We start from the raw sequence: 21,539 nt of genomic DNA on the forward strand, positions 1-21,539 counted from the left end.
AAACCCGGCCCCAGAGGGACCGGGCTGTGCGATGCCCAAATGATAGCTGTCAGTGACGGCAGCTGCAATCACCAGCCCGTCGGCTTCGTGATCGGTCCGATCCGATCCGGTAACTGGGCGGCGGTCAGGTCCGCGGGTCGCAGGCGATACCACCAGTGGCCGCCGACACCGGCGACCGGTGAGCCGCTCAGTGCGCCTGCCGTGTAGCTCCGCGTCGGATTGACCACGCCGACGGGAAGCCGCTCCCGGCTGCTCGTGATCGGGAACGCGAGATCGCTGTCGTTGCTGATCACGACGGCAGCATCGACACGCTGTTCGAATTGATCGAGGAGGAGGTGAGACGCCACGTTGACGTCGGAGCCTTTCTCCTCGCGCTTGGCGACGGACACCAGGAACCGGGCGTCCGCGACCTCCACGCCGTTGCTATCTCGAAGCTTGACGGGCCAATCCGGTGTCGTGAGTACCGGCTGACCTCGGGAACCGCGAGTAGCCAGCGGACAGTACGCGACCCGGTTGACGTAGGTGCCGTACTCGATCATGTCGACGGCGTGCGCTGCGGTGAGAGCCCGTAGGTACACGTCCTGGTTCCGCTGGCGTTCGGCGTTCGAGTCACCGGCCTCGCGGGCCGTGCAATAGACGACGCGTTCGATCCGCGCCGAAGGCCATCCGGAACGGTGCTGCACTAGAGCAGCGGATAGCTGCCGTAAATCCAGCCATCTCCAGCCCGGCTTTCCGCGCCCACCCATCAGGCCGCGGCCGCCGTAGTACAGGTTGTAGCCGTCGATGTAGACGCCCACCCGCATCAGATCCTCCCTCATGTTGGCACGAGGGTACCGGTAAAGGGTGGCGCGTGAGGGTCGATCACTCATTGGTACGATGGGTTGTATGGGCGAACTTCAGGTAGCGCCTCGCCACCCTCCCGACGAGTCCGGGAAACTCCTGGTCGAGCGCCTCCACAAGGACGACCTGGCCCTCTTGCGGGAGCACGGTGTCGACATCGCCGCTCCTGCGCGAACACGTCCACGGCCGTGCGGAACAGCTCCGCGCCGAGGGCCGCCGCACCCGCCGGGAGCGGTTCATCGACGAGGTGGCCGCATCGGACCGCTTCGGGAGCGCCACGACGAAGGAAATCGTGGCGGGGATCCACGCGGATCGACGTGCGGCAGGCTGGGAGTGAGCACTCAGTCGATGGCGCCGATCGTGGTCGACTCCTCGGTTGTCGTGCGCTGGTTATTGGGAGACGGCGGCAGCGTGGACGAGCGGCAGCGTGCCGCTGAGTTGTTGAAGCGGTCGCTTGGTGGCGCCAGCGGTGTTCTTCACCGAGGTCCTCGGCCGGATCTGCGGGCGCACCAAGGCGCCGGGTGCTGACCGTCTCGGCCCGGCGGAGGCGTTGAACGCCGCGAACGCCGTCCTGCAGCTAGAAGTCTCGCTCTTCGCGCCGGATCCACGTCAAGACAGCGCCCGGTTGCTGAAGCTGGGAAGAATCTGTCCATAGCGGATGCGGTGTACGTTTTGTTGGCTGAGCGGCTGGAAGTTGCCTATACACGTTCGATCAGCGGCTGATCGATGGGACCGGGAAGCTCGGTTTGGGGGAACTGACCGCCGAGCCCTGAACCCAGTGAGCGGGCCGCGATCGGCACCAGATTTGGGGGCTTTGTACTGCGGTGAGCCGTGTAGAGGGCACCCGGAGTCACCCCGGATCCATCCGGTCTGGCACTCTCGTTACGATTCCGCCATGGCACCACGGGATGGAGCCGCATGACGAGCGCGCTGGACGAGATTCTGGTCGGGGTCCGAGCCGACCTCGCCGACCGCGAGAGCCGCGTCCCGTTCGAACGGGTCAAAGAGCTCGCTGCCGCGGCACGGCCGGCACGGGACGCCTGGGCGGCGTTGCGTGCGCCCGGCGTCGGTGTGATCGCCGAAGTGAAGCGGGCATCGCCCTCACGCGGGGCGATCGCTGACATTCCTGACCCCGCCGCACTGGCCACGGACTACGAGGCCGGCGGCGCCCGCTGCATCAGCGTCCTCACCGAGCAGCGCCGCTTCGGTGGTTCGCTCGAGGACCTGGACGCGGTGCGAGCGGCGGTCGACGTTCCGGTGCTGCGCAAGGACTTCATCGTCTCGACGTACCAGGTGCACGAGGCCAGGGCGCACGGCGCCGACCTGGTGCTGCTGATCGTCGCGGCGCTGGAGCAGAACGTCCTCACCGGCCTGCTGGAACGCGTCGAGTCGCTCGGTATGACCGCGCTCGTCGAGGTCCACACCGAGGAGGAGGCGAGCCGCGCACTGGAGGCCGGCGCCCGCGTGATCGGCGTCAACGCCCGTGACCTGCGGACGCTGGAGGTCGACCGGTCGGTGTTCGAGCGGATCGCGCCGGGTCTCCCGTCGCAGGTCGTGAAGATCGCCGAGTCCGGCGTTCGCGGGCCGCACGACCTGATCTCCTACGCGGCAGCCGGTGCCGATGCGGTGCTGGTCGGCGAGGGTCTGGTCACCGACCGCAGCCCGCGCCAGGCCGTGGCCGACCTGGTGACGGCCGGCTCCCACCCTGCCACCCCGCGGAGCCCGCGCTAGTGGCAACGACGTACCGCACCGGGGACGACAGGGCTCGTCCCGACGGGAGACGATGGCGCAGCGGCTGAGCCGTTAGCCCATGCCGTCGTTCCCGAAGGATCTTTGATGACGATCACGCCTGACAAAACTGGACACTTTGGCCGCTTCGGCGGTCGATTCGTCCCGGAAGCCCTAATTGCCGCCCTGGACGAGCTCGACGCCGAGTACACAAAAGCCCAGTCCGACCCGGAGTTCCGGGCCGAGCTGAGCCGCCTGCTCGACGACTACGCGGGCCGCCCCAGCCGCCTCTACGACGCGACGCGTTTCTCCGAGAAAGCCGGCGCCCGCATCCTGCTCAAGCGGGAAGACCTCAACCACACCGGCGCCCACAAGGTGAACAACGTTCTCGGCCAGGCGCTGCTCACCCGCCGGATGGGCAAGAAGCGCATCATCGCCGAGACCGGTGCCGGCCAGCACGGTGTCGCCTCGGCCACTGCGGCCGCGCTGTTCGGCCTCGAGTGCACCGTCTACATGGGTGAGGTCGACACCGAGCGCCAGGCGCTCAACGTCGCCCGGATGGAGCTGCTCGGCTCGACGGTCGTGCCGGTCAAGTCCGGCAGCCGCACGCTCAAGGACGCGATGAACGAGGCGTTCCGCGACTGGGTCACGAACGTCGACACCACGCACTACCTGATCGGCTCGGTCGGCGGTCCGCACCCGTTCCCGGTGATCGTCCGCGACTTCCAGAAGATCATCGGCGAGGAGGCGCGGGCCCAGACCCTGGCCCTCACGGGCCAACTGCCCACCGCCGTCGCGGCGTGCGTCGGCGGCGGGTCCAACGCCATCGGCATCTTCAATGCATTTTTGGACGACGCCGACGTGCAGCTGTTCGGCTTCGAAGCGGGTGGGGACGGCGTCGAGACCGGACGCCACGCCGCGACGCTCACCGGCGGCGCGCCGGGCGTCCTGCACGGTGCCCGCTCGTACGTGCTGCAGGACGAGGACGGTCAGACCATCGAGTCGCACTCGATCTCGGCCGGCCTCGACTACCCGGGGGTCGGGCCGGAACACGCGTACCTGCACGACATCGGCCGGGTGAACTACCAGCCGGTCACCGACGCCGAGGCGATGGACGCGTTCCGGTTGCTCTGCCGCACCGAGGGCATCATCCCGGCGATCGAGAGCTCGCACGCGCTGGCCGGTGCGCTGCGCATCGCCAAGGAGCTCGGTCCGGACGCCACGATCCTGATCAACCTGTCCGGTCGCGGTGACAAGGACGTGGCCACCGCCGGCCGGTGGTTCGGGTACCTCGACGAGCAGGACGTCGAGAGCAGCGAGGGCCGCTGAGATGAGCGTCTCCGAGGTTTTTGCGAAGGCCAAGGCCGACGGCCGCGGCGTGCTGGTCGGCTACCTGCCGGTCGGGTTCCCCGACGTCCCCGGGTCGCTGGACGCGATGAAAGCGATGGTCGACGCCGGGGTGGACGTCGTCGAGGTCGGCGTCCCGTACTCGGACCCGGTGATGGACGGGCCGACGATCCAGGCGGCGGCCGAGCAGGCGCTGCGCGGGGGCGTCCGCACCCGGGACGTGTTCCGCGCCGTCGAGGCGGTGGCGTCCGCGGGGGCTCCGGCGCTGGTGATGACGTACTGGAACCCGGTCGAGCGGTACGGGGTCGACCGGTTCGCCGCCGATCTGGCGTCCGCCGGGGGAGCCGGGCTGATCACGCCGGACCTGATTCCGGACGAGGCCGAGCCGTGGATGACGGCGTCCGAGGAGCACGGGCTCGACCGGGTGTTCCTGGTCGCGCCGTCGTCGACCACGGCGCGGATCGCCTCCACGGTCGCGGCATGCCGGGGGTTTGTGTACGCGACCGCGGTGATGGGTGTGACCGGGGCGCGTGAGTCGACGAGCGCGGCGGCGCCCGCGCTGGTCGAGCGGGTCCGGAAGGCCTCCGATATCCCGGTCGGCATCGGGCTCGGCGTCTCGAACGGGGCCCAGGCCGCGGAGGTGGCCGGCTACGCCGACGGCGTGATCGTGGGCTCGGCGCTGGTGCGGTGCCTGCTGGACGCCGACGACCGCGCCGCCGGTCTCCGCGCGATCCGCGACCTCTCCGCAGACCTCGCTCGAGGAGTCCGGACCCGATAACAAGCCTGACCCGCTGAGAGCGAACCGCGCTCCCGGCCACCCCCTCCGGCGGCCGGGAGCGTCTCAGCGCGTCACACCAGGATGAAGGCCTCGGACTGCGCGAGGTCCACCACCTGGAACCCGGCGTTGACGAACTCCACGTTGTAGTGGAATCGCCCGGTCAGCCCGGCCGGAATCGTCACCGGCAGGCGGAGGACGCCGACCGGCTCGCCGGTTCCGGTCCGGACGAAATCCGTGCCCTGCGGCTGCCACCCGGGAGCGGTGAACTCCTCCTTCAGGTCGGCCGGCGTGAGGCCGGCCTCGGGCTGCGCCTTGTTCTCATCGATCGCGGTGAAATGCACCGTGTAGTTGGCCATGCTCTGACCGATCACGTTTCCGGCTTCCAGCTGGACGATCAGGTCGTAGCTGTTCGCCCGCGGCGGGCCCGCGTTGGGCGAGGTGTCGGGCACGTTGGAGCCCTTCTGGGCGACGTAGACCCGGCCGATTCGTGCGTCGTTCGCGTTCATCGATCCTCCTCACAGTGCGGAGGTCTCGTTCCCCCGCGGTGGTCAGCCTGCGAGAGCTGATCGACGACGCGCTATTCGGAAAAGTGCGTACGCATTTCTCCGCATCGTGCGCGCCATTGGTGAGAGCCACCCTGATGCCCATGGCCGAAATCGCAGAGAAGATCAACGCCGTATTGACGGCCCGGCGCGCCCGACTGCCGCGAATCCGATCAGAGATCGATCGCTGGCGCCGCGCGGACGAGAACGTCGTCGCGCTCGACCGGGCGCTGAATGACCTGTGTTCCTATCCAGCGACCCCGCCGGAGGTCGTTGAGAGCCTCCTCCACCTGCGCGTGGCCGAGGTGCGTCCGGCGATCACCGGTGTCATCGAGCGCCTCCAGCAGGTCGAGGCCCGGATCAGCCGCGACACCGTGAACATCGGCGTCGGAGGGCAGGCCCGCGTCGGAAAGAGCACGCTGCTGCAGTCGATGTCCGGTCTGTGCGACGAGCATCTGCCGACCGGTTCGGGCATCCCGGTGACCGCGGTCCGCAGCCGCATCTTTCACTCGCCGGGGCAGCGCCGCGCGATCCTCGACCTGCATACGTTCCACTCGTTCCGCACTGCGGTCCTCGCGCCGTATCACGGCCAGGCCGGTCTGGCCGGCGCTCCCGCCGACCTGGAACAGTTCCGCACCTGGCGGTATCCGGCGGCCGGGGAGACCGAGGACGCCCAGCACCAGGCGCTGATCGTCGAGCTCCGCGAAATGCAGGAGGGGCTCTGGTCCTACGCTGACCTGCTCGAGCGGGGCCGTCCGATCGAACTCACCGGGGACGAGTTCGACGGGCTCCGCGACTACGTTGCGTTCCCGACGATCGAGCAGATGCGCCACGGCCCGGTGGCACGCCGGTACCTCGCGGTACGGGACATCAGGATCGAGTGCGCGTTCCCGTACGACGAGGTGACGACGCTCGGCTTGCTCGACATGCCCGGACTGGGCGAGATCGCGGAGGAGCGTTCGCGTCACCACGTGGTCGGTCTCCGGGACGACGTCGACGTCGTGCTGCTGGTCAAGCGTGCTCAGGAAGGCATGGCGTACTGGGGCGACGCCGATGTCCGGGCGATGACGCTACTCGACGAGGCGCGGGGGTTCGTCGACCGCAAGGACTTCGTCTTCCTGGTCCTCAACAGCGGTGACCCGTCCTCGCTGCTCGCCGAGAGCGTGCGCGCGCACGTCCGGAAGCTGATGAACGAGGGGCAGGACGGCCGGAACCTGGACATGCTCGAGGTGGACGCCCGCGACCCACAGGCGGTCGCGGACCAGATGCTCCGGCCCGTGCTGGAGCACCTCGCCGACCGGCTTCCCGCGATGGACGCGGCGGTCCTCGCCGGAACTCGTGCGACGTCCGCGCCGGTGCGCAGCGGTCTGGCGTCCGCAGCGGAGGACGTGACCGAAGCACTACGCGCGCTGCGGTCGGCGACGGGCGGGACCGTCGAGGACGTCCTCCGGCGCGCTCGCGCGCTGCACCAGGACGTCGCGGTCGCGCTCCAGGAGCTGCTCGAGGACCTGCGCGCGAACTACCAGAACGAGGCCTACGCGGCCGCGGTCGAGGACGCGTACCGGGCTTCCCGCGACTGGGTGAACGACGGTCTGGGGCGCGGCACCGACGTCTGGGTTGCGGACGCGCTCCGCAGCATGCGGCAGTACGGCGGCCCGGGTCCGTTCGCGACCGTCGAGTTCAACCGGGTCCGGGTCGAGCTGAGCCGCCGCTACACCGGCCTCGACCTGTTCTTCGGCGAGCAGGTCGAGGAGGTGCTGGAGCGGGTCACGACCGCTCTCGGCACCTCGCTCGGCGGCCTGGTGGCCGACGAGCCGGGACGCTCCGGACTCGAACTCCTGCGCGCGCTGGCCCGAGGCGCGGCGGAGCCCTGCGAGAACCTGTCCACCGCGATCGACGAGTTGCTCGACGTCCGCCTGGACTACCGGACCCATCTGCACCCACAGGTGCGTCCGGCTCTCGATCCGTTGAGCTTCGCCGTCCGTGACCCGCAGACGGGCGCCTACGTTACCCAGGTCGCGGTCGCGCCGAACGAGGACGGGGCCCAGGAGCTGCACCAGATCGTGGCCGAGCTCGGCGAGCAGGCCGCCTGGCGGATCCGATCGGAGCTGCTGTCACAGCACGCGATGCCGGCGCTCGTGTTGTTCACCGCCGTCGAGCAGTTCGCGGACGCGGTACTCCGCTCCGGTGCGGCCGAGCAGGAATTCGGGCGGCTGGCCCGCTCGTACCGGGACGAGCTGTGGCCCGGCGTCTACGAGGGCTTGGACGGAGCGAACGCGCGGGTCGCCCGGGTGCGCAAGCGCGCGGAACAACTGGCCGCCGTGGTCACCGAATTGGACGGAGACGGAGAATGACCGAGCCCGATACCCAGGACCGCACCGCGATGCGGGTCGGGATCATCGGCCCGACCCGGGTCGGGAAGACGACGCTGATCAACTCGCTGCTGCGCAGCGGCGAAGGCCTGCTGGCCCGTACCGCGGTGCGGATGCGCTGGGCCGACGGCGCAACCGAGAAGATGATCCAGGCGCAGCGCAAAGAGCTGGAGGGCTGGCGGGTCAGCCGTCAGTTCTCGCCGGGTGCCCTCCGTGGAACGGCCGAGCCGTTCACGTTCCGTCTCAAACTGGAAGCCGGCGTACCCGGTTTGGAGCTGCTCTTCGAGCTGCTCGACTACCCCGGTGCGTGGCTGGACCCGAGCCTGCGCACCAACCGTGAGGCCGACTGGGAGCAGTGCCGGACGTTCATCGAGGACTCGTCGGTCCTGCTGATGCCGGTCGACGCCGTCGTGCTGATGGAGACCGTCGGCCAGTCCGAGCGCAAGTACGTCCCCAGCATCCTCACGACGCCCGAGGTCGAGGACGTGGTCCGGGACTGGGCCCGTGCCCGCCACGCCAACCCTGACGAACCGGCGCTGGTGATCGTCGTCCCGGTGCGCACCGAGTCCTACTTCGCCGACAACGGCGGCGTCCGCGACCGGGCGCTGGACCTCTACGCCCAGGTCAAGGAGGTCTACGGCGCGGTATTCGACGCGATCCGCGAGGAGGCTCCCGGTGCGGTCATCCGTTACGCCCCGGTCGACACGGTCGGCTGCGTCGAGTTCATGTCAGCGCAGTGGGCACCGCAGCTCAACGGGGATGCGCCGGTGTTCATGGCGCAGTACCGCGTCCGGCGCCGCCCCGACGGCGGCGCGCCGGAGATCCGGATGGCCGGCATCAACGACGTCTTCGTCCTGCTGGTGCAGCACCTGCTCTCGCTGAGCCAGCGCGCGCGGGCGCAGGAGGCAGGCGCCGCGCGGGCGCGCGCCGACGCCGCGGCGGAGCTCGCCGTCCGCAACGAGGGCTTCTGGGGCAACACGCTGCTCTGGCTCACCGGCGAGAAGGCGGCGCGACGCAGCCGGGCCCAGATCACCCGGCAGATGGCCGACCTCGCGGATTCCTCCGCCAACGCCCTCGCCGAGCAGCTGCACCGGCTGGCCGGGCTCGGGCTCGGCGCGCGGGCCCGAGACCTCTGACGAGAAGGAGTACCACCATGCGCATCCATCTGATGACCCGCGGACTGACCGACGACTACCGGTTCCTCGGCGACGCACCGGCTGAACAGCGCTGGACCGCGTTCGGCCGGCTCACCTCGTTCGACCATCGCTCGCTGCTCCTGCGCGGCGGCCCCGACGGCTGGTGGCTCTACCTGAGCGCGATCCCGTCGGTGCGGCGGGATCGGACCGACACCGTCATCCGGTACACGACGGTCCTCACCGGCGCGGCCAGCGAGGACACCTCCCGGGTCGCCGGGCTGGTCCGGGAGTGGTTGAGCCAGGGTGAAACGCCGGCCGAGCCGGGGGTTCTGTCCGGGCTGCTCGACGAGCAGTTCCCGGCCGACGTCGTCGAGCGCCTGCTCCGCCCGGGTGACGCGGCCGCCGAGACCGCGGCGGAAGTCGCGCGGCGGTTCGCTGCGGTCCTGGACAAGCTCGATACGGACGACGCTGAGCCCGGCGATTCTGCGGACCGGAACGTGTCCTGGCTGGGCGAGGCGCGCAGCGACCGTGCCGTGGACCGGCTGGTGCGCCGGGCCGCTGCGCTGCTCGGAGGCGCCGAGGGCTGGGCACTCGTGCTCAACCTGGCCAACGAGGAGGACGCCCGTGCGTGGCTGGCCGATCAGCCCGGCGGCGAGCATGCGGTGCTGGTGACCGACCGGCTTCGGAGCGAGGTGGTGGAGATCGACCCAAAAGGACTGGCGGACGTCGCGCCGCGGCGCCGGGGGCATCGGAGCCCTCTGTGGTGGGCCGCGGTACTCGGCGGAGCGACGGTGGCGCTCGCCGGCCTGGTGCTGCTGATCATCTGGGTGGTGACGAGGGGTACGCGCTGACCGTCCGGGTGTCGCTGAACGGGGGCGACGTCGGGGTGGCCGCAGTGATTCGCTGGGACCACCGCGACGTCAGGCAGTGGGAGATCCAGCTGCCGCTCAGCATCGGCCGAGGTCCGGCCCCGGGCCCGGAACCGGGAGAACCTCGTACCGAACGGGAATGAGACCCAGCCGCTGCGCCAGCAGGACGGTGGTGAGCCGGTCGGACGTGCCGAGCCGGCGGTAGAGCTGCTCCTGATGCTTGGTGACGGTGCGGGGCGAGATCCCGAGCCGCCGGGCGATCGCCCGGGCGGTCAGCCCGGCGCCGAGCAGCTCGAGTACCTGCTCTTGGCGCGGCGTCAGCGGCACGAACAATTGGCCGTTGGCCGTCATCGGTGCTCCTCGGTCGAAGGGTTGACGAATTCCCGCAATGAGCGTCCCGACCGAAAGTGATCACCCATTAGGGAGATGTACGTAAGAACGGACTCAGATTCAGTGGCTGCGTTACCTAGGCTGACGTCAGGTACCGTGCACCGGCGAACGGGTGGGGGACAAATGGCGCGTCGAGCATTATTGATCGCATCCCAGATCGGGATGCTGTCCGGTTGTCACAAGGACCTCGACATCATGAGTGAGCTGCTCGGCAAACGAGGCTTCTCGATAACCCGGATTCAGGAAGGAGAGGCCACCCGGGCAGGAATTATCGCGGCCTACGAGGACCTCATCGCGACTACCGTGGCAGACGATACGGTTGTCATTCATTACAGCGGACACGGCGAACAATCACCGATTTCCGGGCACCAGTACATTCTGCCGACTGATTTCGCGGAGTCAACGAACACCGACTTCCGGGGCATCACGGCGGTCGAGCTCTCAATTCTCCTCGCGCGCCTCACGCAGAAGACGACGAATGCGACCGTCATCCTCGACTGTTGCCGGGCGGCACACATGTCCCGTGACCCCGACGTGGTCCCACGGGCCCGGGCGACCCCGTCCACGCTGGACGTCGCCGGGCACATCGACCGCTTGCCGCCCGACGTCTGGCCGAAGGACCTGCCTGACCCGGTGAGCAACGGCAACGCGGTGCGCCTGGTCGCCTGCGCGCCGCACGAGTCGGCGTACGAGACCCAGACCCAGGACGGGGACTGGGCCGGTGCGCTCACCGAGGCGCTGGAGTTCACCCTGCGCAGCCAAGGCAACACGCCGGTGAGCTGGCTGACGCTGGTGGCCCGGATACGTCGGCGCGTCTCGTATCGCCCGGCGTCGCAGCGCCCGGAGGCGGAGGGGCCGAGTCGGCGCCTGCTGTTCGACATCGCTGAGGAGACCGTTCGCGGCCTGCTGGTCACCACCGTCGGCCGCGACCGGGGATCCGTGCGTCTGGAGGGCGGACGGATCCTGGGTGTGGCGGCCGGCGATCGGTTCGCGATCCTGCCCGCGTCTGCGGTCGGCCCCGGCGACACCCCGCCGCTGGACACCGCGACGGTGACTGCGGTCGGGGCGACCGACGCGCTCGCCGCGCTGGAGAACGAAGCAGCGCTGCCCGCAGGCGCCCGCGCCCACCTGATCGCGACGGCCCGGCGTCCGCACGCGGTCGCGGTACGGGCCGGCAGCGGTCCGGGGGACGCCGGGTGGGCGGAGAAGGTCCGCACGCGGATCGGGGCGACGAGCCTGCTTCAGCTGGTCGAGCCGGACGACGACGAGACCCTCGCGACGGTGGAGGCCGTCGATGGGACGATCGGGTTGCGCGACGCGATCGGCCCGTTGGTCGCGCCCCGGGCCGCCGCCGACTCCGCGGCCGGCTGGGTGGTCGACAATCTCGTCCAGCTCGAGCAGGTGGCCACGGTGCGGGAGCTGGAGTCCGGCGGCGGCGCGGAAGCGCTTCCGGACGCGTACGTCGTCGAGTGGGGGCGGGTCACCGCGGCCGGCGTCGCCGTGCCGCTGGCCGCGGACGGTGCGGTGATCGCTCCCGGCGACCGCACGTACGTCCGCCTGCACAACCACTCCGCGCGCGACCTGTACTACAGCGTGTTCAGCTTGGACGCCGCCGGGGCGATCACGCTGCTCAGCACCGCGAGTCCCGCGGGGGAGCGGGTGGTTCCCGGCGGAACCCACACGCTGGGCGTCGGGCCGGCCGGAACGCTGCAGGGCATGGAGATGGTGTGGCCGCCGGTCGCCCCACCGGACGCGCCCCGCCCGGAGTCGTTCCTGGTCGTCGTCACCCCGCAGCCGCTGTCGCTAGCGTTCCTCGAACAGCAGGGCGTCAGGCGCGGCAGGGGCGAGGAGGTACCACCCGAGCTCAGCCCGTTGCAGCAGGTGTTCTCGCAGGCCGTGAGCGGTGGGGTACGCGGTGCGGTGCCGCTGCCCGGTCCCACCCCGTACGCCGTGCACCATCTCGGGTACCTGTTGCACCCGCAACCGGTGCCGCCGACGCCGGCGCGGGCCCGGTCGCCGCTGGTCGACGAACGTCCGGAGTGGTCGGTGCGGATGACCGACGCGCGCCCGGGCGCGGTGCCCCGGCTGGTCGTCCGGGTGGACGCGGTCACGACGTCTCGGACGTGGGTCGAGGCGCTCGCGGTGGCCGGCGGCCCGGGCGGCGAGCCGGTCGGGCAGGTCCGGAGTCTGGCCGCGGCCGACCTGGCCGGCACGGCGCTCTACGACGGTCCGGTGGACGGTTTCGTCGACCTCGGGGTCTGGCTGTCCGATGACCGGACCGCTCCCGACCTCCTCGCGCTGCGGCCGGACCCGGATCCGGACCTGTCCGGCCGCCCGGCCGCCGCCGTAGCCGCCGACGCCTGGATCGCTGCCGCGGATGCCGCGTTCGACGAGGCGGAGGGGGCCTACCGTACGACGCTCGTCGCCGTCGACGGGTTCGGGCTCGGGACACACCGGGTGGAGGGCGTGGGTTTCGCGCTCACCTACACCGTGTCCGAGGAGCCGGTCGCATGACCGCGACCGTGCTCAGACCGGCATCCCGTCGGGGCTCGTTGCGCCCACCGGGGCGTCCTGCTGGCCGAATCGCGGGTGACAGGGTCCTCCGGCTTCGGCACCATGAGCACATGGTTGGGGGCCGGTCACCCGTCGTGACCCCGGGGCCCTGCCCGTTCCTCGTCAACCGGTTGTCCGAGGTCGATGCGCTCACCGCCGCGCTCGCCGCGGTGACCGCCGGCGGTGCCGCGGCGTTCGTGATCGGCGGCGAGGCGGGCGTCGGCAAGAGCCGCCTGCTCCGCGAGATCGAGCAGCGCGCCCGCGCCGACGGGGCCCGGGTACTGGTCGGGTCCTGCGTCGACCTCGGCGGCGGCGCGCTTCCGTTCACGCCGTTGGTCGAGGCGTTCCGCGGATTCGTCCGGGAGACCGGGCGGCCCGCGATCCGCGAGATCGTCGGCGCCGAGCACGACCAGCTCGCCGCGCGCATCCCGTTTTTCGGCGGCGTCGGCCTGCCCGACACGCCCGGCGGGATGGCGCCACAACTGCTGTTCGCCGCCGTGCTCCGGCTGCTGGAGTTGCTCTCCGCGAAGGCGCCGGTCGTGCTCGTCGTCGAGGACCTGCACTGGGCCGACCGGTCGACGCTCGACCTGCTCACGCTGCTCGTCCGGAACGACATCCCTGGGTTGCTGCTGCTCACCACCTACCGGTCGACCGACCTGCACCCAGGTCACCCGCTGCGTCCGTTGCTCGCCGAGCTCGACCGGTCGCGGCGGGTGACCCGGATGGACCTCGGCCGCCTCGACCGAAGCCAGCTCGACGAGTTGCTGACCGGGGTCCTCGGCGCACCGACCGGTGCGGCGATCGTCGATACCGCGTTCGAACTGTCCGACGGCAACCCGTTCTTCGCCGAGGAGCTCGCTGTCGGCGGTTCGCTGGAGCCGAAGGCATTCGGTGTCGCGCTCCCGCAGTCCCTCCGGGAGCTGGTGCTGAGCCGGGTCGAGCTGTTGAGCGACGACGCGCAGGAGGTGCTGCGCATCGCGGCCACCGCCGCCCGCGGCGTCAGCCACCGGCTGCTCGCCACCGTGTCCGAGTTACCGGAGCGGCGGCTACTGACCGCCGTGCGGGAGTGCGTCGGCCACCACGTGCTGGTGACGCACTCCTCGTCCGACCCGGCCGGGTACTACGCGTTCCGGCACGCGCTGACCCGGGAGGCGGTCCACAGCGACCTGCTGCCGGGGGAGCGGGTCTCGCTGCACCTCGCGCTGGCTGCCGCGCTGACCTCGGATCCGCAGCTCTCCTACGTCCAGGACTTCACGTACGACGCCGAACTCGCGCACCACTGGTACCAGGCCGGTGAGTACAGCCGGGCGCTGGTGACCACGGTGCGGGCGGCTCGTGCGGCGGCTCGGGTCCGGGCGTTCGCGGAGGCGGAGCGGCAGTACCGGCGGGCGCTGGATCTCTGGTCCCGGGTGGACGGGCCGGACCGGCTGGTGGGCATCGACCGGGCCACCGTGCTCGCGGACGCGGCCGACGCGGCCCGCTGGGCCGGCTACCCGGGGCGGGCGGTCGAGTGCGTGCGGGAGGCGCTCGCGTTCGTCGACGGGGGAGCCCGCCCGGACGTCGCGGCCGAACTCACCGAGCGGCTCGGCCGGTATCTCTGGGAGGCGGGCGACAGTGAGGCGTCCCGGCAGGCCTGCGAGGACGCGATCGCGCTGCTCGCTGACCGGCCGCCGTCCGCGCTGACCGCGCGGCTGCTGGCCCAGCGCGCGAACACTGATGTCATGGGTGGGCGGTACCACTCCGGGCTGGCGGCACTGGAGCACGCGGTCGCGCTGGCCCGGCAGGTCGGAGCCCGGGCGGAGGAGGGTCGCGCGCTCAACGTCCGGGGCGTCGCGCTGACGATGGTCGGTCGGCCGAACGAGGGCGTGTCCTCCCTGCGCGAAGCGCTGGCGATCGCTGACGACCTGGAGCACCTCGAGGACCTCTACCGCGGCTACGGCAACCTCACCTACGCGCTGGAGAACGCCGGGCGCCTCGACGAGGCGCTCGCCGAGTGCCGGGCCGGGTTGGAGCGCAGCCGCCGGCTGGGGCTCGACCGGTCGAGCGGTGCGGCGCTGCTCGCCAACAACGCCGCCGACGTGCTGTTCTTGCTCGGCCGGTGGCCGGAGGCCGTGGAGACCGCTCTGGACGCGGTGCGGCGGGGCGCCGCCGGAGTGGCGGTGTACCCGCATCTGGTGCTGGCCTGGGTTGCCACCGGATCGGGCCGGTTCGCGGAGGCGGAGCGAGAGCTGGACACGGCGGCGCGGCTCTGCGAGCGGCGCTGGGAGCCGCACCTGCTGGGCGCACTGCATGCCGGGCGGGCCGAGCTGGCGCTCTGGCAGGGCGACCCGGCAGCGGCCCGAGCCGCGGTGCGGGCCGGGCTCGACTCGGTCGGTGACAGCCGCGAACCGGCGCTGGTCCTGCGGCTCTGCGCGGTGGGCCTGCGGGCCGAGGCCGACGAGTCGTTCCGCGCCGTGACCCTCGCCCGGGCTCCGGCCGCGCGTCCGGACGTCACCGAGCAGACGCAGAGGCTGCTGGCGTGCGCCGACGCGATCGTCGCGTCGTTCGGTGACCGGCCGCTGCTGCCGGAGGGCTCAGCGCTGCGGCTGCTCGGCGCGGCGGAGGTCGCCCGGCAGCGGGCCGAACCCGGGGAGGACGAGCGGTGGCGTGAGGTCGCCGACGCGTTCACCCGGCTGCACCGGCCCTACCCGGCCGCCTATGCCCGCTGGCGCCAGGCCGAGGTGACGCCGGCCCCGGATCGCGCCGCGTCTCTCGTCGGCCTGGTGCGTGCCGCGGCCGACGAGCTCGGCGCGGCGCCGCTTCGGCGGGAGATCGACGCGTTCGCGCGCCGTGCGCGGCTGGATCCCGAGGCCCCCGACGGCCGGGCGCCGGTTCACCGTGCGGCCGACGGCGCACCGGCCGATCCCTTCCGGCTGACGCGGCGCGAACGCCAGGTACTGGCCGAACTCTGCCTGGGCCGGAGCAACAAGGACATCGGCGCGGCGCTCTTCATCTCGGTGAAGACCGTCAGCGTCCACATCTCGAACCTGCTCGCCAAGCTCGGCGTCGAGAACCGTACCGAAGCCGCCGCGGTGGCCCACCGGCTCGGGCTCGTCGACTCCGAGCCCCCGACCGGACGCTGACCGGTCTCCTCGTTCCACCCCCGGCCGCCTGCCAGGGGGACGTCACCCGTGCGGCCCGCCGGGCCGTGCACACCGCCGAAAGGAACACTCCGATGACCGATGAGAACCAGCCCGATCCCGACGCCGCGAACCCTCCGCCGACCCCGCCGGGGTTCCCCGAGCCGCTGTGGCCGCCACGCTTCCGCCGCCTGCTCATCGTGGACGGGGAGTATTACGAGCTCCCGTACACCACCGATGTTCCCGGCCTGCTGGAGGAGCTCGACACCAAGCTGGGCGGCGACACCAGCATCCGAGTCCTCGTCCTGGACAAGCAGCGCCGTCCGGTCTGGCTCGTGATCAATTGCCGGACCGTGAAGACCGTCCTTCTCGACGACGGCTACGGGCCCGCGCGCGGCGAGATGTCGCACTGAGTCGACAGAGCGGAGAAGCGTCCGATGTCGCTGAACGACGTCTTGCTGATCGAACAGCGGAGGTTCGACCCGGCTTCGGTGGGGTCGGACGCTTCGCCGCTGCTGGTGGCCGCCGCCGCACTCGCGGCCGGTGAACCGAAGCGGGCCCGCCGCGCGCTGGCGGCGGCCCCGCCCGGCACCGACCGCACCGCGCTGGAGTACGCGGCGGCGGTGTTCGACCTCAACTGGTTCCCGGGCGGAGGCGGAGCGATGTTCGCCCCCGGGGACGCCGAGGCACTGACCAGCCTGGCCCACGCGCTACCGCCCGGGATAGCCGACACCCCGGTCGGCGCCCTGGCCACGCGTCTGCTGCCGGACGCGCTGACGCTGCGCTCGGTCGCCGAGACCGACATCGGCCAGGGTGGGATCCGGCCGCTCTGGCTCGCGTTCGCCGACCAGGCCGGGCGGTACGCGGCGGTCTCTCCGGCCGCTGGGGCCTACGCAGCGCTCCTCACCGCCGACGGCGCCCATCGGAGCCGGCTCATCGAGGCCGAGCCCTGGGCGCAACAGGCCGCCACGCTGCTCGGTGACGACCTGGTGCTCTACGCCCACTACTTCCAAGTTCGGGGCGACTGGGCTTCGGCGCCGTCCGGGCACCCGGAGACGCTCGGCTACTCACTCGCCCCGACACCGCCCGGTGATCCGCGGCCGGGCGACCTGGAAACCCTTCTGACGATCGCCGACAACGCGTACGAGCAGGCGGCGCAGTGGTGGGCAGGTGCGGGCAGCAAGTCCGGCGGCGCCTGCGTCGCGCTGCGCCGGGCGCACGTCGCCCGCCGCCGGGGCGACCCGGCGACCCGGGATGAACAGGTCACCCAGGCGCTCACGCTGGCGTCGGCCGCCGGTGACGGCGCTACCGTCGCGCTGGCCACCGTCCACCGGGTCATCGACCGGCTCGGGGCCGGCATCGACGTGCCACCGGCCGAGACCGATCCGGTCGCGAGCTGGGCTCTGGGCGACGGGAGTACGTCGTACGGCCGGGGCCTGGTCCGGCTGCTTGCGCTGGCCGCGCGGGACTTCCGCGAGCGCGGTGACCACGTCCCGGCCCGGCGGACCCTGCGGCTCGCAGAGCGTCTGGGTACCGCGCTCGGCGCGACCGACGAAGAGCTGTTGGTCCGCTCGGACGTGTCCGACCTGTACGGCGGTGGCGTCTACCGGCGGGCGGTGGTGGTCCTCACCGACCTCGAGGTGGCGCAGGGCATCGACGAAATCGCGGCCACGGGTCCGGCGATCGGTGTTCTCCCGTGGAGCCGACTCGCGACCCGGGCTGCGGCGCTGAGCAGCGGAGCCGCGATCAGTGGTGAACCCGACCTGGTCACCCGGGCCGCCGACCGCCAGGGCGCCGTGCTCAGACTGGCCGACCGGGTGACCGGCGACGACGGCGACCTCCAGTTCGTCACGGAGGTGACGAACTGGATCGCCGGAGACGTGGCGATGGCCCCGCTGATCTCCGAAATCTACCGAGGCCGGCGTCTGCTGCGGGCCGGGCGCACCGAGGAGGGCCTTCCGGTGCTCGAGGCCGCGCTGGAGACCCTGAAGGTCAGTGGTCCCGGCTACCTCTACGCCTTACTGCTCGACGTGGTCGGACGCCGGGCGGAGTCGCTGGAGTGGTTCCGCGTCGCGTTCGAGGCCGGATCGCTGGATCCGGAGATGGCGGCGGACCGCTTCGTCCGGATGGGCGCCGTCGACCTCGCCGATCGCGCGATGGCCGCGCTGGACGCCGCCGGCGGAGTCGCGCCGAGCCGCCGTCCGTGGGGCGACCTCGCGCGCCGGGCCGACCTGGCCGGCCTGCACGGCGACCGGGCCGGGCAGATCACGCTGGCCGAAGAGGCGGTCGCCGCGTTCGAGGACCGGCAGCGACGGCTTGGCCGGGACACGCTCCGGTCGACGTCCAGCGACGACCCGGAGGTCGCCGGGTCGTACCACTCGCTCGTGCTCGGCCACCTCGGACTCAGCCCGGACCCGACCGCCGGTGCCGTGCTCGGCACTCGGGACGCCGATCACCTGGCCGCCGCGCTCGCCGCGGCCGACCGGGGCCGTGGCATCTCGTCGGCGTTGCTCGCCGACCTGGCCGGCCTGGAGGGCCCGAGTCGGGCGGCAGTGCGGCGATGGCTGCGCGCCGGCTCCGAGTGGGCGGCGGTGTTCGAGGACCTGGCCGCGCACCCCGGCGACGGCGACGCGACGACGTCCCGGGCCACGCTGGTCGCCGCGGAAGCGACGCTGGACGATACCGAAGCAGACGTCGGGCGGCTGGTCCCGGCACTCGTCACCGGACGGATCGCGCCGCCGCCAGAGATCGGGAGCAGCGTCGAGAGGCTACCCGAAGACGCCGTTCTGTTCAGCTACCAGCTGTTCGACGACCGGCTGATCGGCTGGGCGGTCACGCGGGACCGGATCCGGGCGGTGCCAGTGGGGGTGCGGACGCTCGACGTGATTGGTGCCGCCGCCCGCTGGCACCGCGCGATCGCGCTCGGCACCGACGACGCACTAGCCGCAGGCCAGCTCGCCGACTGGTTGCTGGCCCCGTTCACCCCGGAGCTCGGCGACCACCGCCGGCTCGTCGTGGTGCCGCACGCGGACCTCGCGATGGTGCCCTTCCACGCGCTGCCCTGGGCCGGTGACGTCCTCGTAGCCACCCACGACCTGTCGTACCTGCCGGCGATCTCGCTGCTGGATCGGCCGGCCACCGGACGGCCGGTTCGGCTCACCGGTCCGACGCTGCTGGTGGGCGATCCGGCCTACGCGCCGGAACGAAAGCTCCCGCGGTTGCCGGGTACGGCGACCGAGGTGCGGGAGATCGGCGACCTCCTGCCCGGCGCGACGATCCTCACCGACGCGGACGCGACCGCGGCTGCCCTGGTACAGGGCATCCCGGACAGCCGGATCGTCCACCTGGCCACCCACGGCATGATCGAGCCGGGCGCGCCGAACCGGTCCTGGGTCGCGCTGGCCGGGTCGGACGCACTCGCGGTGAGCGATCTGATGGGGCTGGACCTCACCGCTGACCTGCTCGTGCTCAGCGCCTGCCACACCGGCGAGGGCACCGCGACCAGGGCAGGCGACCTGATCGGGCTGGTGCGTGCGGCGCTGGTCGCCGGCGCGTCCAACGTCATCGCCTCGCTCTGGCCGGTGCCCGACGACGCCGGTGCGCTGACGATGGTGGAGTTCTACCGCCTTCTGCGGGATCCCGGACGCACGGTCGCGGCCGCGCTGAGTGAGGCACAGCGGAGCGTCCGGGCGCTCGGACCCGCCGGGGTGCGAGACGCCTACGCGGCGCTCGCCGACGCGCACGCGACCGGTCCGGCGCGAGCCGGCGGCCGCGGCGCCCTGCCTCCGGTCGGCGCCCCGGCCAGCGGGTCACCGCACCCATGGGCACCATTCGTCCATGTTGGTCTGGACGGCTGAAGCTCCAGGTGTGAGACCGGCATGCGCAGGGGACTGATCGGGGGTGACCGCGAACGTTGAGACCACAGCGCCTAAGGCCATCGACCGTCTCCGCACCCGAATTCTCCCGGCTCGTCGAGTACGCCCCGCGAGGGCCGCCAAGGAGCGTCGGCGGCCGTTCCTGCGCATCGGGCCGTTCCTGCTGCTGCTGGTCTACCTCGCGATCATGGCCGCGGTCACGCTCGGACCCGGTGACCCCGAGGCCGCGGCAGGCGCCGCCGCCAGCGACAACTTCACGCCGTTCGCGGAGATCAACCGCTCGCTGGACGACGGCTCGCTCCGCGCACTGGCCCAGGTGCTCGGCAACGCGCTGCTGTTCGTCCCGTTCGGGGTGCTCGTCCCGCTCTCGTTCCCGCGGCTCCGCGTCCTCACCGCCGTGCTGGCCGCGGCCGCGGCGTCGGCGTGCGTCGAGTTGGTGCAGCTCACGCACCTCGCAGGGCGGATGTTCGACATCGACGACGTGATCCTCAACGTCACCGGCGCGTTCCTCGGTGGCCTGCTGGTCGCGGTCTGGCGCGGCATCACTGCGTTGGCCCGTCTGGTCCGTCGGAGCGAACCCGTTCGCACCTGAAACTTCGCTGAGCCGCCGATGGACACCTACCCACGCTGCACTAGCGTGGTTGCGTGACCCTCGCCTCGCTACCGAGCCCGACCACCAGCGTCTGGCACGTCGGTCCGCTACCGCTTCGCGCGTACGCGCTGTGCATCCTCGCCGGTGTCCTGGTCGCGGTCTGGGTCTCCGATCGGCGGCTGCGGGCCCGCGGCGGCCCGCCCGGGCTGATCGTCGACGTCGCGGTGTGGGCGGTGCCGTTCGGCATCGTCGGCGCGCGGATCTACCACGTCATCACCTCCCCCGACCGTTACTTCGGCGCCGACGGCGACCTGACGAACGCGTTCAAGATCTGGGAGGGCGGCCTCGGCGTCTGGGGCTCGATCGCCGGTGGTGCGGTCGGTGCCTGGATCGCCTGCCGTCGCGCCGGGCTGCCGCTGCGCATCCTCGCCGACGTCGTGGCGCCGGGCATCGTCCTGGCCCAGGCGGTCGGACGGTTGGGCAACTGGTTCAACAACGAGCTGTACGGCCGCGAGACCGACCTGCCGTGGGGGCTCCGTGTCCACGCGATGGGCTCGGACGGCCGTTCGCTCGGCGAGTTGCCGGGCACCTACCACCCGACGTTCCTCTACGAGGCGCTCTGGTGCATCGGTGTCGCGGTCGTGCTGATCGTCGCCGAGCGGAAGTGGCGGCTGGGTCGCGGCCGGGTCTTCGCGCTCTACGTCATGGGGTACACGCTCGGCCGGGCCTGGATCGAGCACCTGCGCATCGACGAAGCGCAGATCATCTTCGGCCTCCGGCTCAACGAGTGGACCGCGCTGGTCTGCTTCATCGGCGCGCTGATCTGGTTCGTCACCCACCGCGGAGCGCCCGAGCTGCTCGCGGTGGAGGAGGACGGCCGGCTGCGCGTTCTCGACCCCGATGCCCCGGAGCCCGACCCGGCCGGCGGCGACGAGGACGGGGCCGCTCCCATGGCGTCCGCCGAAGAGACCGAAACCGATCGGAAACCGCAAGGAGACGAACCCGCGGACGAGGCCGAAGCCTCGGCTGAGCGCGCGGAGGGTGCGGATTCCGCATCCGGGAAGCGAGACTGACCCCCGATCGGGGGTCGCGACCTGCACTGTCACAGCCTCGGATCGGTGTCAACCCGCCCGGCGTCAGGCATAGTAGAAGGAATCGCGCCGCCGGGTAGGCCCGGCAGGGCTGTATCCCGGGCGACCTGGGCGGCTCTGAAACGTCCGGGGAGCGCGAGCAGAACCGGGATCGGGAGGAGAACGCTGACACGAGGTCCGCACTCAGGGCGGATAGGCACGGTCGTCTCGACCAGCCGTGACCTCGCCTGACGCCCCGGACCGAGTCTTGCCCTGAAGTGAGCATTACCGGACGGTGTCGGACACCGCGCCGGTGAGCTTGTTCACT

17 protein-coding genes are annotated in these 21,539 nt (G+C 71.6%); 14 read left to right on the plus strand and 3 right to left on the minus strand.

Translation table 11 applies throughout. The annotated features are described in order from the left end of the window. Positions 1–68: 68 nt before the first annotated feature. Complete coding sequence (locus tag BUB75_RS02085) at positions 69–803, minus strand: NYN domain-containing protein (protein WP_073250842.1); 735 nt, start codon at positions 801–803, stop codon at positions 69–71. A gap of 185 nt (positions 804–988) precedes the next feature. Between BUB75_RS02085 and BUB75_RS02090 the strand changes: the two genes are divergently transcribed. The 5 genes from BUB75_RS02090 (at position 989) to trpA (ending at position 4,693) form a co-directional block, all read left to right on the plus strand. Beyond that, positions 989–1,177: a hypothetical protein gene (locus tag BUB75_RS02090; RefSeq protein ID WP_073250844.1), complete on the plus strand. Its 189-nt coding sequence runs from the start codon at positions 989–991 to the stop codon at positions 1,175–1,177. Between the two features lie 120 nt (positions 1,178–1,297). After that, the gene (locus BUB75_RS02095) at positions 1,298–1,495 is read left to right on the plus strand and encodes a hypothetical protein (protein WP_143174991.1); all 198 of its coding nucleotides are present in this window, start codon (positions 1,298–1,300) and stop codon (positions 1,493–1,495) included. Between the two features lie 263 nt (positions 1,496–1,758). Beyond that, the gene (gene trpC, locus BUB75_RS02100; protein WP_073250848.1) at positions 1,759–2,571 is read left to right on the plus strand and encodes an indole-3-glycerol phosphate synthase TrpC; all 813 of its coding nucleotides are present in this window, start codon (positions 1,759–1,761) and stop codon (positions 2,569–2,571) included. A gap of 105 nt (positions 2,572–2,676) precedes the next feature. Next, positions 2,677–3,897, plus strand: a complete 1,221-nt coding sequence (trpB, locus tag BUB75_RS02105) for a tryptophan synthase subunit beta (protein ID WP_073250850.1) — start codon at positions 2,677–2,679, stop codon at positions 3,895–3,897. A gap of 1 nt (position 3,898) precedes the next feature. Then, a complete protein-coding gene (gene trpA / locus BUB75_RS02110) occupies positions 3,899–4,693 on the plus strand; it encodes a tryptophan synthase subunit alpha (protein WP_073250852.1) in 795 nt (264 codons plus the stop codon). 71 nt (positions 4,694–4,764) lie between these two features. Here trpA and BUB75_RS02115 read toward each other — a convergent pair whose 3' ends face one another. Further along, a complete protein-coding gene (locus BUB75_RS02115; RefSeq protein WP_073250855.1) occupies positions 4,765–5,199 on the minus strand; it encodes a hypothetical protein in 435 nt (144 codons plus the stop codon). A 140-nt stretch (positions 5,200–5,339) separates the two neighbouring features. Between BUB75_RS02115 and BUB75_RS02120 the strand changes: the two genes are divergently transcribed. From BUB75_RS02120 to BUB75_RS02130, 3 genes are read left to right on the plus strand one after another with little or no spacing between them, the layout of a single operon-like run. Continuing rightward, the gene (locus tag BUB75_RS02120) at positions 5,340–7,589 is read left to right on the plus strand and encodes a hypothetical protein (RefSeq protein ID WP_073250856.1); all 2,250 of its coding nucleotides are present in this window, start codon (positions 5,340–5,342) and stop codon (positions 7,587–7,589) included. Then, entirely contained in the window at positions 7,586–8,743 is a 1,158-nt protein-coding gene (locus BUB75_RS02125) for a GTPase (protein ID WP_073250858.1), read from the plus strand. The genes BUB75_RS02120 and BUB75_RS02125 overlap by 4 nt, the downstream gene beginning before the upstream one ends. A gap of 17 nt (positions 8,744–8,760) precedes the next feature. Next, complete coding sequence (locus BUB75_RS02130; RefSeq protein ID WP_073250860.1) at positions 8,761–9,594, plus strand: hypothetical protein; 834 nt, start codon at positions 8,761–8,763, stop codon at positions 9,592–9,594. A gap of 96 nt (positions 9,595–9,690) precedes the next feature. On the opposite strand, the gene BUB75_RS02135 is transcribed toward BUB75_RS02130, so the two are convergent. Beyond that, complete coding sequence (locus tag BUB75_RS02135) at positions 9,691–9,963, minus strand: response regulator transcription factor (protein ID WP_073250862.1); 273 nt, start codon at positions 9,961–9,963, stop codon at positions 9,691–9,693. A gap of 162 nt (positions 9,964–10,125) precedes the next feature. Between BUB75_RS02135 and BUB75_RS02140 the strand changes: the two genes are divergently transcribed. The 6 genes from BUB75_RS02140 (at position 10,126) to lgt (ending at position 21,214) form a co-directional block, all read left to right on the plus strand. After that, positions 10,126–12,516, plus strand: coding sequence for a caspase family protein (locus BUB75_RS02140; protein WP_281248268.1), 2,391 nt, complete (start codon positions 10,126–10,128; stop codon positions 12,514–12,516). A 110-nt stretch (positions 12,517–12,626) separates the two neighbouring features. After that, positions 12,627–15,677 (plus strand): helix-turn-helix transcriptional regulator, encoded by a 3,051-nt coding sequence (locus BUB75_RS02145; protein WP_178379740.1) that lies wholly within the window; start codon positions 12,627–12,629, stop codon positions 15,675–15,677. Between the two features lie 92 nt (positions 15,678–15,769). Next, the gene (locus BUB75_RS02150; protein ID WP_073250868.1) at positions 15,770–16,087 is read left to right on the plus strand and encodes a hypothetical protein; all 318 of its coding nucleotides are present in this window, start codon (positions 15,770–15,772) and stop codon (positions 16,085–16,087) included. Positions 16,088–16,111: 24 nt separating this feature from the next. Then, complete coding sequence (locus BUB75_RS02155) at positions 16,112–19,531, plus strand: CHAT domain-containing protein (RefSeq protein ID WP_073250870.1); 3,420 nt, start codon at positions 16,112–16,114, stop codon at positions 19,529–19,531. A 43-nt stretch (positions 19,532–19,574) separates the two neighbouring features. Beyond that, positions 19,575–20,141, plus strand: coding sequence for a VanZ family protein (locus tag BUB75_RS02160; RefSeq protein WP_084740132.1), 567 nt, complete (start codon positions 19,575–19,577; stop codon positions 20,139–20,141). A 53-nt stretch (positions 20,142–20,194) separates the two neighbouring features. Further along, positions 20,195–21,214: a prolipoprotein diacylglyceryl transferase gene (lgt, locus tag BUB75_RS02165; protein ID WP_073250872.1), complete on the plus strand. Its 1,020-nt coding sequence runs from the start codon at positions 20,195–20,197 to the stop codon at positions 21,212–21,214. Positions 21,215–21,539: the final 325 nt, after the last annotated feature.

This window comes from Cryptosporangium aurantiacum, assembly GCF_900143005.1.
Lineage (GTDB): Bacteria > Actinomycetota > Actinomycetes > Mycobacteriales > Cryptosporangiaceae > Cryptosporangium > Cryptosporangium aurantiacum.

What these genes read in the sequence shown, in the direction of transcription:
- BUB75_RS02135 (WP_073250862.1), bottom strand. Translation starts at nt 9,963, where the DNA reads ATGACGGCCAACGGCCAATTGTTCGTGCCGCTGACGCCGCGCCAAGAG.
- trpA (WP_073250852.1), top strand. Translation starts at nt 3,899, where the DNA reads ATGAGCGTCTCCGAGGTTTTTGCGAAGGCCAAGGCCGACGGCCGCGGC.
- trpB (WP_073250850.1), top strand. Translation starts at nt 2,677, where the DNA reads ATGACGATCACGCCTGACAAAACTGGACACTTTGGCCGCTTCGGCGGT.
- BUB75_RS02130 (WP_073250860.1), top strand. Translation starts at nt 8,761, where the DNA reads ATGCGCATCCATCTGATGACCCGCGGACTGACCGACGACTACCGGTTC.
- BUB75_RS02145 (WP_178379740.1), top strand. Translation starts at nt 12,627, where the DNA reads ATGGTTGGGGGCCGGTCACCCGTCGTGACCCCGGGGCCCTGCCCGTTC.
- BUB75_RS02140 (WP_281248268.1), top strand. Translation starts at nt 10,126, where the DNA reads ATGGCGCGTCGAGCATTATTGATCGCATCCCAGATCGGGATGCTGTCC.
- BUB75_RS02150 (WP_073250868.1), top strand. Translation starts at nt 15,770, where the DNA reads ATGACCGATGAGAACCAGCCCGATCCCGACGCCGCGAACCCTCCGCCG.
- BUB75_RS02155 (WP_073250870.1), top strand. Translation starts at nt 16,112, where the DNA reads ATGTCGCTGAACGACGTCTTGCTGATCGAACAGCGGAGGTTCGACCCG.
- BUB75_RS02120 (WP_073250856.1), top strand. Translation starts at nt 5,340, where the DNA reads ATGGCCGAAATCGCAGAGAAGATCAACGCCGTATTGACGGCCCGGCGC.
- BUB75_RS02085 (WP_073250842.1), bottom strand. Translation starts at nt 803, where the DNA reads ATGCGGGTGGGCGTCTACATCGACGGCTACAACCTGTACTACGGCGGC.
- BUB75_RS02115 (WP_073250855.1), bottom strand. Translation starts at nt 5,199, where the DNA reads ATGAACGCGAACGACGCACGAATCGGCCGGGTCTACGTCGCCCAGAAG.
- BUB75_RS02125 (WP_073250858.1), top strand. Translation starts at nt 7,586, where the DNA reads ATGACCGAGCCCGATACCCAGGACCGCACCGCGATGCGGGTCGGGATC.
- trpC (WP_073250848.1), top strand. Translation starts at nt 1,759, where the DNA reads ATGACGAGCGCGCTGGACGAGATTCTGGTCGGGGTCCGAGCCGACCTC.